The organism is Bradyrhizobium sp. STM 3561 (assembly GCF_045571455.1).
Lineage (GTDB): Bacteria > Pseudomonadota > Alphaproteobacteria > Rhizobiales > Xanthobacteraceae > Bradyrhizobium > Bradyrhizobium vignae.
This window is the reverse complement of the sequence record NZ_CP120695.1, coordinates 8,026,240-8,040,171: the sequence shown is the minus strand read 5'-3', so window position 1 is coordinate 8,040,171 and position 13,932 is coordinate 8,026,240. Positions and strand designations below refer to the sequence as shown.

General features: G+C 58.0%; 13 protein-coding genes. 2 read left to right on the top strand and 11 right to left on the bottom strand.

What is annotated here, in order from left to right; all coding sequences use genetic code 11:
* Position 1: 1 nt before the first annotated feature.
* The 11 genes from P6U28_RS38090 to P6U28_RS38040 all read right to left on the bottom strand — a co-directional run bounded on the left by P6U28_RS38090 (position 2) and on the right by P6U28_RS38040 (position 9,110).
* The gene (locus tag P6U28_RS38090) at positions 2-1,039 is read right to left on the bottom strand and encodes an EscU/YscU/HrcU family type III secretion system export apparatus switch protein (RefSeq protein ID WP_407120911.1); all 1,038 of its coding nucleotides are present in this window, start codon (positions 1,037-1,039) and stop codon (positions 2-4) included.
* A complete protein-coding gene (sctT, locus tag P6U28_RS38085) occupies positions 1,036-1,851 on the bottom strand; it encodes a type III secretion system export apparatus subunit SctT (protein ID WP_122405444.1) in 816 nt (271 codons plus the stop codon). The genes P6U28_RS38090 and sctT overlap by 4 nt, the downstream gene beginning before the upstream one ends.
* Positions 1,852-2,541: 690 nt before the next feature.
* On the bottom strand, positions 2,542-2,817 hold the full coding sequence (locus P6U28_RS38080) for an EscS/YscS/HrcS family type III secretion system export apparatus protein (RefSeq protein WP_025038819.1): 276 nt from the start codon (positions 2,815-2,817) through the stop codon (positions 2,542-2,544).
* Position 2,818: 1 nt separating this feature from the next.
* Positions 2,819-3,484 carry a type III secretion system export apparatus subunit SctR gene (sctR, locus tag P6U28_RS38075; protein WP_129143715.1) on the bottom strand — a complete coding sequence of 222 codons (666 nt, stop codon included), beginning with the start codon at positions 3,482-3,484 and terminating at the stop codon, positions 2,819-2,821.
* Positions 3,477-4,532 (bottom strand): type III secretion system cytoplasmic ring protein SctQ, encoded by a 1,056-nt coding sequence (sctQ, locus tag P6U28_RS38070; protein WP_407120908.1) that lies wholly within the window; start codon positions 4,530-4,532, stop codon positions 3,477-3,479. Before sctQ ends, sctR begins: the two co-directional genes overlap by 8 nt.
* A gap of 57 nt (positions 4,533-4,589) precedes the next feature.
* Positions 4,590-5,126 carry a hypothetical protein gene (locus P6U28_RS38065; protein ID WP_209294976.1) on the bottom strand — a complete coding sequence of 179 codons (537 nt, stop codon included), beginning with the start codon at positions 5,124-5,126 and terminating at the stop codon, positions 4,590-4,592.
* The gene (sctN, locus tag P6U28_RS38060; protein ID WP_122406901.1) at positions 5,102-6,451 is read right to left on the bottom strand and encodes a type III secretion system ATPase SctN; all 1,350 of its coding nucleotides are present in this window, start codon (positions 6,449-6,451) and stop codon (positions 5,102-5,104) included. The genes P6U28_RS38065 and sctN overlap by 25 nt, the downstream gene beginning before the upstream one ends.
* Before the next feature lie 8 nt (positions 6,452-6,459).
* Positions 6,460-7,077, bottom strand: a complete 618-nt coding sequence (sctL, locus tag P6U28_RS38055) for a type III secretion system stator protein SctL (RefSeq protein WP_122405448.1) — start codon at positions 7,075-7,077, stop codon at positions 6,460-6,462.
* Entirely contained in the window at positions 7,074-7,697 is a 624-nt protein-coding gene (locus tag P6U28_RS38050) for a nodulation protein NolU (RefSeq protein WP_407120906.1), read from the bottom strand. Before P6U28_RS38050 ends, sctL begins: the two co-directional genes overlap by 4 nt.
* A 19-nt stretch (positions 7,698-7,716) precedes the next feature.
* On the bottom strand, positions 7,717-8,571 hold the full coding sequence (sctJ, locus tag P6U28_RS38045) for a type III secretion system inner membrane ring lipoprotein SctJ (RefSeq protein ID WP_407123155.1): 855 nt from the start codon (positions 8,569-8,571) through the stop codon (positions 7,717-7,719).
* A 17-nt stretch (positions 8,572-8,588) separates the two neighbouring features.
* Entirely contained in the window at positions 8,589-9,110 is a 522-nt protein-coding gene (locus P6U28_RS38040; RefSeq protein WP_407120904.1) for a nodulation protein NolB, read from the bottom strand.
* 189 nt (positions 9,111-9,299) lie between these two features.
* On the opposite strand from P6U28_RS38040, the gene P6U28_RS38035 reads away from it, so the two are divergent.
* Together P6U28_RS38035 and P6U28_RS38030 are read left to right on the top strand one after the other, a co-directional pair.
* Entirely contained in the window at positions 9,300-10,001 is a 702-nt protein-coding gene (locus tag P6U28_RS38035) for a secretin N-terminal domain-containing protein (RefSeq protein ID WP_122405450.1), read from the top strand.
* A 1,523-nt stretch (positions 10,002-11,524) separates the two neighbouring features.
* Complete coding sequence (locus P6U28_RS38030; protein ID WP_283809918.1) at positions 11,525-13,324, top strand: HrpF/NolX family T3SS translocon protein; 1,800 nt, start codon at positions 11,525-11,527, stop codon at positions 13,322-13,324.
* Positions 13,325-13,932 lie beyond the last annotated feature (608 nt).

Here is a 13,932-nt window from a genome sequence, read left to right as displayed (position 1 = left end):
GCTAAACGAGGCCGGCGGCAAAGACTGCCTTTGCAACCCTCTCGAAACACTCCATCGGAACGGCCTTGCCCATCGTACCTTTTCGGATCAGCTGACGCGCCAACACATGATCCTCGACAATGCTCAGACGTTGGGCGCGCGCCTCCGCCAGCAACTGTGAAGCCGTTTCGCCCTCGCCGCGGCACACCAGTACCGGAACGCCGGTCTCGCCCCGAACGTAGCGCAGCCCAATCAATGTCGCTCGCCCCGTCAGTATCAATGTCGCCCGATGGACGCCGAGCGGAGACTCGTTCGCCGACTCCCGGCGGAGCCTGCGGTGTTCACCCTTGATCTGCGGATTACCATCCTGTTCCTTGGACTCGCGCTTGGCTTCGCTCTGCGTCATGCGCATGTCGCGCAAGAACAACCAACGCTGAATGAGCAGATCAGCCAAGCCGCCAATCAGAAGAGCGCCGGCAGCGATCGCGATCAGCACTTTGAGCTCTTTAAAGACAAAACCAAAGCAGCTCAAATCGCACACGGGCAAGTATACCAGTGCCCTCCAACTTGCGAGCACAGTGAAAACGAACGTAGCGCCAAGAACCAAAACTTTGACGATAGACTTTCCAAGCTCGACAGCCGACCGCTGGGAGACAATCCGCTTCAGCCCTTTGACGGGATCCAATTTCTCAAAGCTGGGTTTAAGCGGCTCAACCGAAATCGTTAGCCCCCCGCCGGCCAAGACACCGGCCAGAATCGCCGCAACCACCGCCGCACCTAGGATGGGGGCCGCGGCTGCTATAGAAAGGTCTATCAATCCGAGCAACGCCTTCCGGGCCGCACTGTTGAAGGGCTGTTCCTGCAGCTTGTCGATGAGCCGCACGGCTTCGCGCCATCCGTCTTCGATCGAGCTGGCCCTGAAGCACAGGCAACCGAAACCAGCGCAAAGGCTTGCCGCGGTCACAAACTCGGCGCTGCGCGGGCTCTGCCCTTTCTTACGCGCGTCCCTCAGCTTCTTGTGACTTGGTGGAAGGTTTTTCTCTTCGCTCGTGTCGTTCATTTCAAGAACTTCTCGAGCCACTCCAGCACGTCGTTGAACCGAATGATCTCTGCTCCCATATATTCGATCAGGAAGACGGCGTAGCTGACCATGATGGTGCCAAAGGCGGCGTTCTTGATGGTCGGAGAGAGATCGTTCAGCTTGATTTGCGGCGCAAAGCGCCCCAGCAGCATGAGGGATACGTCAATCAGAAGCAGCAGAGCCAGCACGGGCCCGGCGACCACGAGGGTCGTGTGCATGATATGGTCGAGGAGCCCGATAAACTCCATTGCCCCTTGCTGGGTCAGAGGCGGTAGCAGCCGATACACGGGCCAGATCAGATAACTTCCATAGAGGCATCTGACCATGGTCTGCAGACCCCCTGATACAACGAAGATCGTAACCGCGGCAGTCCCGAGAAAGAGCCCCATCGCGGCGGTTTGACTGCGTGTCGCAGGATCGTCCACCTGGCTGGAGATGCCGCGCTGGGTATCAATGATGTCACCAACGGCCTGGATGCTCCAAAGTGGTATACTAAGCAGAAACCCGAACAGCAGGCCGATAAATATCTCCTTCAAACCGAGGAGCGAGACCGCAACCATACGGGTGCCCGGATCTAGTGTCTGCAAGCCGTTCCTGATCTGCATCAAACAAGGCAATCCAATCACAACCGTCGCGCTTGCGCGGATAATCCCGCCAATGTGCGGTCGCGTGAATACCGGAAGAACCAGCATAATCCCGAGGGCCCGGGCCGCGCCAAGACCGGCCGCAACGACGAACTCGACAGCAGTCTGAATCAGAGTTTGCGTCTCGGTGGCTGACAAGGCATCCATTTGAGCTCAGCTCGTCGTTCCTTCAGCCAATGCAACCGTCGCACTCACGTCGTCATGGTGTGAGACGTCAAGAACTCTGCAGATCTCGTGTCCCAGCGGTTGCAGAGCGACAGGCCTCGCAGATGACTTCGGCTTCAACTATCCATATGACTACAGCCATCCGGCGCAGAGGTATGACCATTCGATGAGAGCACCGGCGAAATCTCGCGCCGCCTGCAAGCCACGCTTCTTCCGCTCTCACCGAGCGCGGTTTGAAGATCTGAGGGCCTCAAAGCTTCCATCAATTTCGCAGTCTATGGAGATCGGTCTCGAGCGGCACCTTCATTCGTAGGCTCATTCACCAGACTGCCAGACTCGTGGGGCCGCTTGCAATCAAAGCGGTTTGCCCGTTCACTTGCGTCGACAACTCGCCAGGCTGTGCATCGAGGACCAGGTCTCAGCAGGTAATTCCATCACATCGTAAGCAAACCTGAATCGAACGGATAGAAATTCCAAATGGGGTCATTCTTCCTCCGAATACGGCAGGCTCATAGAGCCGAACAGGACAGTTCGGATGTTTATCCGTCTCAGAATAGTGAGGCGAGCTTTCGATAAGCTGACGAACTCGCCCTTTTGTGGTTCGCAATGAACGCCAACAAACGCGACGCTATAGCTGAAACTTAGACAGGCCTGCGTTCCGCGCGCACTAGCCTAATACCTCGCTGTGAGCGCGGGGAACTCAGTGAAGATATGCTGGGCTTGCTCGATCAGCGGCGCGCTCAGCACCGGGGCAAACAGAACGAGCACGGCGACGACGACGAGGAGCTTCACGGTAAGCGGCAAGGTTTGATCCTGGAGCTGGGTTGCTGCCTGCACGATGCCAATACCCAATCCGGCCACGAGGGCTGCCAGGAGCGGCGGTAGAACCCAGATCATGAACAGGACTAATGATCGGCTCAGATGGGTGAGGATGCTCGCCTCGTCCATCTCACCCCCCCGGGGATGCGTAGCTTAAGACCAATCCGTGCATGAGCCGCGACCAGCCGTCGATTGTGACGAACAGAAAGAGCTTGAAAGGAACGGATATCATTGTTGGTGATACCATTGACATGCCCATGGCCATCAGAATTGTCGTCACAATAAGGTCGATCGTGATGAACGGAAGATAGAGAAGGAAACCGATTTCAAACGCACGCTTAAGCTCCGAGATCAAAAAAGACGGCACGAGGATCGCAAAATCATCGGCTGTTGCGTTGGCGCGCATCTCCTCCGACCAGATATGTTCCGTCGACGACAGGAAGAACGTGCGCTGCTCCTCAGTGGTGAACTTTTTGAGATGGGCGCGCAGCGGCTCGCTCCCCTCCTTGGCGGCGGTCAACCAGTCATCGGCGGTTTGGTAACGAAGTTGCGTATTGGTCACGCGGTTGTAGGTTTGCTCGAATACTGGGGCGCCTATGAACACGGTAAGGATCAATGCAGCACCATACAGAACGATATTCGGTGGTATGGACTGAGTGCCGAGCGCGTTGCGGATCAGGAAGAGAACGACGGAAACCTTGATGAACGCCGTTGTTGTGACAACTGCGAACGCCAGCAGGCCAAGACCGGCGGTCGCCGCAACAAGCGCAAGGATGCTCGGTTGAATGTCAACCATTGACCGCCAACTTGCTAAGTAACCGGATGCCCAACGCTTCACCGACACGTACGATGTCGCCGCGGCCGATCAATTGACCATTGGCAACAATATCGACCGGACCGTCCACCGGCCGGCCAAGCTCGAACACGTGCCCCTCGTTGATGCTTCTCAACGTACCCAGCGGGATGGGCCAGCGGCCGCATTCGAACACAAGCGTGATCTCAATACTGTCGATGTCGGCTTCCGAGAGCGGGATTGCTTGTTCAGCTTGTGGGCGTATCGTCATATTTGCATACCTTAGAGGATGGGACTGCAGGCGGAATGGTCCCCGAAGGATAAGTCTGTCGCCCGCGACCTGCGCCGGCGCCCACAACTTGTCCGCAGCGAGGATGAGCTGGCCATGAGCAAAGGGAATGACTTCGGGCAGCAGTGCGTCGCCGGGCTGTGCTTGGCGAAGAAGCTTGATGGGCGCGCGCAGCGAGCCGATCTCTCTCGCAATTACGACCGGCAATTCCGAAGAACTCTTACCTAAATCTCGCGGTGATTGGCCGATCAGCTCGCCTAAGACACGAAACGCAGACGGAACCAGACCGTCAAGAGGCGCGAACAAGAACAGGCGAGCCTTGGCCGCCAGCGGCCCGAAAGTAACGTCGAACTCCAAATAGGGGTCTTTGGCCGTTGCGTCTTCGACGCGGATCAGCTGCAAATTCCGCGCGAGCGCGATCTCGAGTGGAGCGAGCCAAGGTTCCAGTGCAAGTTCGAGAAGGAGCGAGCGGGTTGGGTCGGAAGGTAAAGTAAGGCCAGACTGGACCGTTGAAATCAGTGCCTCGACGAGAAGGCGGGGCAAGGACAACACAGCGGTCTCGCCTCCGGCGCAAAATACGCAGTCGAGCACCGACATGGCATATGGCTCGGCCTGCCAAACAAGCCGGCTCATACGGATCGATAGCGGCTTATCGCCCATGCGGCTCTGCAGAACCGTGCGCGGTGCGGCGGTCTCGTTGAGCCAGGAGACCACTTCATGCGACAGCTTTGCCGCTGGCTGAAATAGTGCGGGTTCACCCATGGCATTTATCGACAGGTTCCGCGGGTGCAGCTCGCGACGCGGTAAGAGAACCAGCCATTAGTTCGAGCCATCGACCGTCTGGCTGCGCGAACCACCCTGATATCGGAGCAAAACCTCATCGTCGGCATCGACTTCGGCTGCAAACTCCGAACGGACAGCGGTAGTGCGCTGGACATCGCCCTCAATCTCCTGCCATTTCTGGCTCGCCGCCGACCGCTTGGCCCATATGGTGCGCGCCTCATTCACTGCCCGCTCGGCCTGCTCATGCGCGATGCGCGCCTGCTCACGCGCCTGGCGTGCCGATTCGATCTCTGCTGCCAGCCGCCCAAGGACGACTTGACAGCGACGATCGAGCTCGGCCACGGACATCATCTCGAGGGACACCAGCTCCTGATAAAGTTCAGCTTCGGCCTTGGCGCGACGATTCTCAGCGCCTTTAAGATTCTCAGACGCTCGCTGCAGCGCTGCGACCGCAATTTGGCGCCTGTCTTCCATGTTCGACAATTCACGAAGCGCGCTTCGCTCTCTCATGTCTTTCACCAGCCGCAATTTTGACGCTTGTACGAGATTCAGGCCGTCAGACGCGACATCCATGAAACGGTCTCCTCAAAGCTACACGGCTCGTCCTGTCCCTGGCGCAAGAATGCGCGCAGTTCCTCGATTGACTCGATTGCCCGATCAGTCAGTGGATCGCTGCCTGGCTTGTATTCACCGACCTTGATCAGAAACTCAGCCTCATTGTAGCGCGAGAGCAGATCGCGGAAGGTGGATGCCGCCTTGCGATGTGGACCAGAGGCGACCGCATCCATGACACGACTTCGGCTCGACAGCACGTCGATGGCGGGAAAATGCTCTCGCGAGGCCAGCGCGCGCGAAAGAATGATGTGACCATCGAGAATTCCGCGCGACTCTTCGGCAATCGGATCGCCCGTGCCGTCACCTTCGACAAGCACGGTATAGAATGCCGTGATCGAGCCCCGCTCGCCCATACCGGCTCGCTCCAACAGACCAGGAAGCAGCGCAAAGACGGAAGGAGGAAAGCCGCGCCGGGTGGGAGGTTCGCCGGCGGCAAGGCCGATTTCGCGCATCGCACGGCTAAATCGCGTCAGCGAATCCATCATCAGAACGACCCGCAGACCTTGATCACGAAAATACTCGGCGAGTGCGGTCGCCATATGAGCGCATTGCGCCCGCTCCATTGCCGATCGATCGGATGTCTCAACGACAACGATCGTGCGAGCGAGAGCATCTCCAATATGACGTTCGATGAATTCACGCACCTCGCGTCCACGCTCCCCTATGAGCGCAACCACGGTGACATCGGCGGCTGCGCCTTTTACAATTTGCGACATCAGCGTCGACTTACCGCAACCGGCATCTCCATAGATTCCGATCCGCTGACCTTCGCCACACGTCAGAAGTCCGTCCAGCACGCGAACGCCAAGCGGAAACGGCTCCTCGATGCCACGCCGCCTCATCGGGTTGGGCGCCTTGCCGCGGAGCGGACAAGTGTGGACCGTCTTTATCGGCCCCTTGCCATCGAGTGGACGGCCGAAGCTATCGATCACGCGGCCGAGCAGGTCGGGCCCGACTGACACTTCCTGCATGCGCCCGGTCGGGAGCACTTCCGCGCGGTGGGACAAGCCTACCATATCGCCAATGGGCGTCAGCAACACCCCGTCCGGCAGCAAACCGATGACTTCCGCCTCAAGCGACCATCCGGAAGCGTGATCCTGCAGCAGGCAAAGTTCTCCAACACGGGCCCCTGGCAACACGGCATGGAGCAAGGTGCCGATCGCACGCGTGATCCGTCCCCGCACGGCACGCGTATCGACATCCTTTGCTGCGAATCTCAGCGATGCTATCGCCGCATGCACATCTCCTTCTCCGCCGGCTTGATCTTGGCCTGATCGTTGCATCGTCACGGTTAGCTTTCCTGAGAAGATGGATTAAGGCCGAGACGCAATGTGCGGAGCTGCGCGGCAAGTCCTAAATCGACACTGCCGAACTCACTCCACAGAACGCACTGGTCCGGCCCCACGGCAGGGTCCGGATCAATTCTGACTTTCGGCCGACCATTCGTTCCATCGAACGCCAGGAATTCATGTCTTAGTGCATCAGCGTTCACAGGAGACACGTGAAGGCATACTTCTCCGCTGCCATATCTTTTCTCGACGGCGTGACGAACGGTCCTTACCAACATCTCACCCGGATCAAAGGAGCCCAACAAATCGGTCAATATCTCAATGACGAGCTGTGGTAACTCCTGTTGCAGAACGGCTTTTCGCCGGGCCACATCGGAAGCAGCTCCGGCAATCAGCCGTGCTATTTCGTCCGAGCCTGACCTTAGACCCTCGCAGTGCCCGCGCTCCCGCTCCTGCTGATAGGCCTTCCTTGCCCAACTGCGAACCTGCCGCAGGTATCGCTCGGCTAGCGCGCGCGTCTGCACCGCATCGTACCAGATGCCAAGTTCCGCGGCTGGTATGAGCCGACCAAGCGGCCGTATCCGCGGGCTATCTGGCAAGACTGTTTCATTGGCCGTCATGCCGCTGGCTCCTCCGTGGCCAAGTGGGCCACCACCAAAGACAGTAACTGACCCGCTGAGTTGTGGTGTTCGGCTGCTGGGGATTCTGCGGTGGTCCCCACAGGTAAGCGGAAAAGAACGCGCACACGGTCAAGCTCTGATGCGTCCTTGAGCCAAGCGCCAAGGCAGGCACATCCGTCATGTTCAATCTGGCTCGCCAGCTTCTGCGGATCGTCAATCGATGTGGTTGCGACGGCGTTGGATAAGTGTCGGATTGCGAAAGCATGTGCTTCGGCACCAATATTTTCGATCAGAATCGCTACATCATGTCTTGACACAAACTTCAGCACAGAACGGGCATGCCAGATACTGCCAGCGAGCAGCGCCGCTCGACGCGGATCATGCCCGAGCAGAACGTCCCTACCCCAATCGGTTCCGTTCGAAACCAGCTCCTCACTACTTAGCAGCAATTCGGCCAGTCTTTGCTGCAGTCTGGGAGACTTTTGCAACTGCAGCACTGTGGCGGTCGACAGGCGCTCATCAAGATGGCCGGAAAACCGGCTGGGATGGATTAAAGCGGCAAGCTCACGCAGGCGATCGGAATGCGGGTTGAGTGAAAAACTTGTGTTAGTGGATGCCATCGATACGGACCTGCTGCCGCTATTTCGGATCGGAGGAGAGCTTTTTGCCGGCGGACTGGACCGCTGGGTTGCTGGCATCTCTGCCGAGACTCGTCACTTTGCGCCAGGATTGACGAAGCTGTCGCCCACGTGTGCTCAGCAGCACGTGAGATAGAATGCCCAACGCGGCGAGCCCACCTCCTGCACCGATCGCAATGTGGGTTGCATTGAACTTGGTTGGTTCGGCGGAAGCTGCCGCTGGCACAACGGAGACCTCATGCTGAGCCCGCTCAACCGGCACGAACACGACCGCCACCTTGTCGTATGATAGGCCTTCGATGCTGTTGGCGACGAGCATCTTGATCTGCGGCAGCAAGGCTGAGAGCTTCGCGTTCGAGGCGTATCGAATGAACACCGACGCCGAAGACGGGGTTGCATCCTGTCGCAAAAGATCATTCTTCGGCAGAACGACATGAACACGGGCGGAGAGAACACCATCGATATCGTTGATCGTACGCGACAATTCTTCACTGAGAGCATAGATGTAGCGGGCTCGCTCCTCAACCGGAGATGCAACGAGGCCCGCCCCCTTGAACACCTCACCAAGGCTCTTGAAGGGTTGGCGCGGCAAGCCCTGGTCATTCAGAAGCTCGATCGAGTAGGCGAGCTGCTTTTCTTCCACCTGAATTGTGCTGGTCCCATCCTTACCGACAACACGGATGGCATCGACGCCCTTGCTCAGGAGCAGCCCAAGCATCTCGTTGGCTTCGCGCTCTTGAACTTTGGTATACAGATCAGCTTTGCAACCGGCGAGGGCCAGCAAAACCGGCAACAGGACGAGAGCATGAAGCCGCTTTCTTGCGGGGCAGCCGTTACCGATCTTGTCTTTCGTCAAGACAGCCAACGGCCCGCTCAGCCCGCCGATAGAAGCTTGTTCAGAGATGAACTGACAGCACCTGTCCCCTTGGAGAGGAGCGAAACCTGGATGACGCCGTTGTAAACATCCCGCAGATTCGCCAGCGCCGAGTCGAAATGATCCGCACCTTCCGGTTTGCCCGCTGGATGTACCTCGACTTGCTGAACACGCAAGACTGGTTGCGCTGCCGGCCCAAGCTGGAGACCCTTAGTAGGATCAGGCTCACCGACGAGCGTCGGCGAAACTGCACCCGACGGAAATGGTTTGCCCTGATGGATAGCAGAAATGCTCTGAAGGACGCGATCGCCGAGCGGGCTCGCCGATATGACTGCGCGCGGCACTTCCGCCAGCAATGGAGCTGGCGTGCGCTCGGTCACAGAAGAGGTGACACCTTGGTTCGAGGCCGCCTGCGCAAGACTCTGATCAAACTGGGCGTTTGCCGGCGAACAGCCGTTGGAGGCACACTCGACGGAGTTGACAGGGGTCGACGTAATGCCAAACAAGATGGAGGAAATCATTTCTGTCACGTAGTGAGGTGAGCCGTCAGTTCCCACGAACGGGCCGGCACCCTAGAGAAGTAAGCTGACCAAAAACTGACGAGCAGCTGTCATCCAATGATCACGGTCAGCTTCCATTTTTCGACGAAGCAGCGGCTTCCAAATTTTGGGACGAATTCCGGTGCTTGTTCTCAAGCGTAAAAAGCAGGAATGCTCATTCCATCCACAAGGCGGCACATCTTGAAGAAACTTCTCTATGCTGGTGTTTTCATTTGCTTGGGCGTCGTCGAGGCGCTCGGCGCTCCCCTGGCGCTGCCATCGACGCCTTATAGTTACACAGTTCTGGATCAGGACCTCGCGGCCGCACTGCAGGAATTCGGCAACAACCTAAATATCAGAGTCAATGTCAGCACCGGGGTGAAGGGGCGGATTCGCGGGCGACTGCCCGATCTCCCACCGCGAGAGTTCCTCGAACGGTTGATCAATCTCTACAATCTTCAATGGTACTACGATGGGCTGGTGCTCTATGTATCCGACGCGCATGAGGCGCAAAGCCGCCTTTTGGTCTTGAGTCCAATCAGCTTTGATGCGCTCAAGGCGGCACTCGATGCGCTCAACATCTCCGACGAGCGTTACATCGTGAGAGCCGTACCGGGAGATGGCCTCGTCTTCGCCTCTGGTCCACCCCGCTTTGTCGCGCTTGTGGAGCAAACACTCAAAGGACTTGCGGCGGAGGCACAGGCACGGCGAAACCCGAGCGGTGGCGAAAAGCCACCGCACGAGTCGGTTTTGATGCTGTTTCGGGGATCCTCCAGCGTGGTCATTCGCGAAGGACGACCGAATGACGCTCCTTCGCCGGAGGCACCACATCAAGACGGCATGGTCCATCTACCCGATGCAGGTAAGAAATGACCTGATGACAACAGATCGCCTACGAAGAGGTGCCATGCGTCTGTCTATGCCCTCTGTCAGCTTTTCGAAAGCTACTGCTGCCAGTGTCCAAGCGCGGATATGTAGATGGTCGATGCCGCAGGGCGGCGCAAATAAACGTCCAGGCCGGAGCCACGGACGCGAACCAGGTCCTGGCCAACAGCATCGGTGACCGTGCTTTGCCGCTTTAGCGCCTCATGCGAGCTTTTGAACAACTCTACGAACTCTGCCATGCAAATGAGCTTCATCGCGCAAGAATGAAAGCCCCTCAGTTGTCCAAAGGGAGGAACAGGATGAACTTCAACTCGCTAAGCCCGGCGGACAACAGCCCAGCATCCCACTCGTCCTCGTCGCCCGCCGGTCCGAGAGAGTCGCATTGCATAAAATACCCGAATACAGCCAGGACCTAATTTGGCAGGAACTCGGAGGCAGATCATCGCGTGTCGAGCCATCATTGAGCGGCGGCGAGCGGACCAATTCCCAACAGCCGATCGCTCAGCACCGCGTGGACGCCTCCGAGTTCGGCAACGACCTTGTTTGGCAAGATCCGGGTCACCTCAACGCTGGACCGTCTCAAGCGGACTCGCGTGCCCGCACGGGTTGCTCCGCCGGAACTTGGAGATTTCGCCATGGCGAACGGCCGTCGCGCCAGGGGCGAGTGGGTCTTCACTGGCCAAACCGCTACGCTTGCTCAGATCGAAATGCTAAGAAGCCGCAATCTCATACCCACCAGGGCTCACAGACAATCACGTTCACCAACCTGGGTGTGCCTGTCAGGGCGGAATGGCGAGAAGAAGGTTCAATTCGTATCAAACCATCGCTAGACTCTGCCCTTTGGCCTGTAGGCTCGAGCGAACACTCGCCAAGCGGATAAGCATGATGACATGAAGAATGCCAGGCGCAGCTGAGCTTCGATCCGCTCGGGGCAACATGGTCGGCACAATACCGACGGACTCTTTCGAGCATCTGCGCCAGTCAATCTGATACGATCATTCTGTATCTGGCTCATCGGGCAGACGCCAACACTCTCGTTGGGCGCAGGCGCGAGGTCGCTAGGCGTGGGTGATTTCACCATCAGATGCTGCGGAGACCTGCGACGTTGTTGCAGGAATCAGCGCACGTGACCATCCGCAGAGCGGCAGACTCGGGTTCATTGATTCGACCTAGTTAGCGTGGAGGCGAGCGATCGAAACAAAACAGGCAAGCCGATTCCGATATCAAGAACCATCACCGCCTTTCACACTGTCATTTCGCGCCTCGTTATGAAACCTCTGAATGCCGTCAGCTTTTGGAAAGCTAATCAAACCTACCATACGGCGTGAATATCTAGACGGCGATGTGCCTATAGATTGTAGCGGAACTGAGCGCTGGGGCGCACTGAGCAATCGGAAGCAATTGGTAGGAGCCATCGATCCTATCAACATTTATTGCTCGTTGTTCGTCGCGATTCTCGGGCTGCGCCACATGCCCGGCCTGTGGTGCGATCTCAAATCAGAGGACCTATAATGTCAGTCAACAACCTGTCGCTAACCGCCAGCTCCACTTTGTCCGGGCTGGCGCCCGGGCCCTCATCGGCGCGGGATCTTTCAAATTTCGAGGCGATGCTGGCTAGTTTCTCGTTGAAAGACAAGGTCGATGACCATTCCGCACCGCAGGATCCGGCGGCTGCAGACTCAGCCAAGCAGCTGACGGAGGAACTCACGCAGGAGGTGCGGAACATCCTCCCGCCGGAGATCAAGGCCGCACTGGACGCATGTCAGCAGGCGCCAGAGCCATCCTCCACGGAGTCCTCCTCCGCTGAGAGCGCACCAAAGATTGCAGAGGCACCCGTACAAAGCTCCAGGATCACGTGGAACAGCGGCACGTTGACTCATGCCGAGCTGCAGATTGTGTCGGTGCTGAACCGACACAAAGACAAGTGCCCGCTGGATTGGAAATCTCTTGGAGATTTGGCCAACGATCCCTCCACACCACCGGATCTAAAAGCGGCGATCGAGGCTCTGCAACAGGACCCAGAGCTCTTCTATGCGATAGGCTCGCAAGGTGACGGCCGCTGCGGCGGGAAGATTAAAGCAGGTGATCTCTCCAGCTTCTCCGATCACCACCCTCAGGTTGGTGCGTTCCAGGAGCAGCGGGCAAAGAACTATACGCAAAACTACATCCCTTCCGACGGCACCCGGAATGGCGAGCCATCGGTTATGACCCAGACCGATGCATTGCGCGAGCTCTATCGGTATTCCGACAACCTGCCTAAGAACCTGAGCCTTGCGGATTTCAAGCGGATCGTCGACGGCGAAGCCAAAACCGGCAAATGCCCGCCGCAGGTTCTCGCGGCCGCTCAATACTTCCTCGATCACCCGGATGAATGGAAGCAGCTGTATGGTGGCTCGATAGACAAGGTCCACAAAGAGGACTTCCTGCAGATTGCTTCATCATCGATGAATCTCACGCAAGCCGAGCTCGATACGCTCAATACGATCAACAAGAACCAAAACGCTTTCTTCGGGAACGGTGATCTGACCCGGGAAAAGCTGGCGAGCATGGTCGATGATAAGAGCCTCACGCCCGAGGTGCGAAAGGCGGCCTCCCAGCTGCTCTCCGATCCCGTGTTGTTCGGGTTGATGAACAACGCAATTACGGGCTACAAAACCCACCATAAGTTCTTCGACTTCGGCGGCGGGCATACGGTCGATTCCGGCAACATCAGCAACAGCGACTTCAACCAGTTCTTCAACAACATGTCGGGTGCGAACCGCACCGTCCACCAAGTGAAGACGCATGCCGTCCGAACGCCTGCCGAGCAGGACGCGGTCGCGGACATGACGATGGGCGTGGCAGACCAGCCCGACATCAAGTCTCCCAAAAAGAACGGTGGCGCCTTTATGCACGCACTTAATGACGTGCTCAAAGTTGGCTCTAAGGTATTCGACTGGGCCGCGACAGCAGTCGGTGTACTTGGCTTCATTCCAGGTTTGGGTGAATTGGCCGATCTGGCGTCAATGGTGCTCGAAGCCGAGGCGCAAGCTGCAAATCTTCTTCACACTGCCATCAGTGGCGGCAACATAAAGCAAGCGCTGGAAGAAGCCGGGCTGAGCCTTGCGGCACAGGCGGTGGGCTGCATCGCCGGACCTGAGGTCAAATTAGCAATGCGAGAAGGCTTGGTGAAGCAGGCAATTCAAGAAGCCGCGACGGCCGGCATCAACCTGCCGGTTTCGGTGGCCCAGTCCTACGCGGAGGATTATTTGAATAACCTGAAGGCTCGCATCGAGTCCGAGCGCTTGCAAGCTGCAGGCGCCTACGCCTAGGCGGAGCGACGCTATCCTCTCAGGATCACGCTGGAAACTGAGCTTGCGCGACCTCCGCGCGGTTGGGCCTCTCTGCCGAGCAGTAGGTCGCGCAAGCTCCACCAGCATACTTGAGACCGCCCCGAATCCGAGGAACTTATTTCGGCCCTTCGCTGCGCACAAGCTATGTTGGCCGACACGATCGTCAGGCTGCCGCGGTGATGTTCCAGTGACTGCATACGCCGCCTGTCAACATCGCGATGCATTAACAATACCCGACAGACCGGCCACAGCCGCGGAGCCTGCCGGGCGCAAGAATCGAGAGCACATTGGTCCAGAGCGGTAGAGCCGAATGGCTCTTTCTCGAGTAGCGGGCTCCTGCTCGGTCTCCGTGAAAGTGGGTCGCGATTGAAGGATCTGCCATGGGCCCGCCGGGGCCGATGGACCGCTCTGGCCGCTGAATCGGCCGTCACTCTGGCTTTCAGCCTCGCTCCCGACGACGTCAAACTCCGTGCAGCATCGCCTGACCGCAAGCAAATTGTCGAAAGAGCTCGGAGGCATCGCAAGAGACATGAGCCCGAGATTGCAGCACGTTCAGCCCAAAACTTAGTGGTGGCTTTGATATTTCG

Bases quoted from the DNA above. Each gene is read 5' to 3' on its own strand.
- P6U28_RS38050 (WP_407120906.1), bottom strand. From the start codon at position 7,697: ATGGCATCCACTAACACAAGTTTTTCACTCAACCCGCATTCCGATCGC.
- sctL (WP_122405448.1), bottom strand. From the start codon at position 7,077: ATGACGGCCAATGAAACAGTCTTGCCAGATAGCCCGCGGATACGGCCG.
- P6U28_RS38080 (WP_025038819.1), bottom strand. From the start codon at position 2,817: ATGGACGAGGCGAGCATCCTCACCCATCTGAGCCGATCATTAGTCCTG.
- sctQ (WP_407120908.1), bottom strand. From the start codon at position 4,532: ATGGGTGAACCCGCACTATTTCAGCCAGCGGCAAAGCTGTCGCATGAA.
- P6U28_RS38065 (WP_209294976.1), bottom strand. From the start codon at position 5,126: ATGGATGTCGCGTCTGACGGCCTGAATCTCGTACAAGCGTCAAAATTG.
- sctR (WP_129143715.1), bottom strand. From the start codon at position 3,484: ATGGTTGACATTCAACCGAGCATCCTTGCGCTTGTTGCGGCGACCGCC.
- sctT (WP_122405444.1), bottom strand. From the start codon at position 1,851: ATGGATGCCTTGTCAGCCACCGAGACGCAAACTCTGATTCAGACTGCT.
- P6U28_RS38040 (WP_407120904.1), bottom strand. From the start codon at position 9,110: ATGATTTCCTCCATCTTGTTTGGCATTACGTCGACCCCTGTCAACTCC.
- P6U28_RS38090 (WP_407120911.1), bottom strand. From the start codon at position 1,039: ATGAACGACACGAGCGAAGAGAAAAACCTTCCACCAAGTCACAAGAAG.
- P6U28_RS38030 (WP_283809918.1), top strand. From the start codon at position 11,525: ATGTCAGTCAACAACCTGTCGCTAACCGCCAGCTCCACTTTGTCCGGG.
- P6U28_RS38035 (WP_122405450.1), top strand. From the start codon at position 9,300: ATGCTCATTCCATCCACAAGGCGGCACATCTTGAAGAAACTTCTCTAT.
- sctN (WP_122406901.1), bottom strand. From the start codon at position 6,451: ATGCAACGATCAGGCCAAGATCAAGCCGGCGGAGAAGGAGATGTGCAT.